This is a genomic window from Oceanipulchritudo coccoides, from assembly GCF_010500615.1.
In the GTDB taxonomy this organism is placed as follows: Bacteria; Verrucomicrobiota; Verrucomicrobiia; order Opitutales; family Oceanipulchritudinaceae; genus Oceanipulchritudo; species Oceanipulchritudo coccoides.
The window spans coordinates 1-200 of sequence record NZ_JAAGNX010000052.1 but is presented as its reverse complement, the minus strand read 5'-3'; the positions used below and the strand labels follow the sequence as shown (position 1 = coordinate 200).

The following is a 200-nucleotide window of genomic DNA, read 5'->3' as shown; positions in this document are numbered from 1 at the left end:
TAAAAGCGTCATCGGGTGAAATGACGCTTACAAATGATTTAAATGACTAAAATTGGCTGCTCGGGCAGGATTTGAACCTGCGACCAAGTGGTTAACAGCCACCTGCTCTACCGCTGAGCTACCGAGCAATAAAAGTTAAAGAACGTCCGGCAACCAAGTGGTTAATCCCGCTACGCGGGACTCTACCGCTGAGCTACCGA

Annotated in this window: 1 tRNA gene; it reads right to left on the bottom strand. The window is 49.0% G+C overall.

Annotation, left to right across the window (positions count from 1 at the left end):
* Positions 1-53: 53 nt before the first annotated feature.
* Positions 54-128, bottom strand: a tRNA-Asn gene (locus G0Q06_RS14395).
* Positions 129-200: the final 72 nt, after the last annotated feature.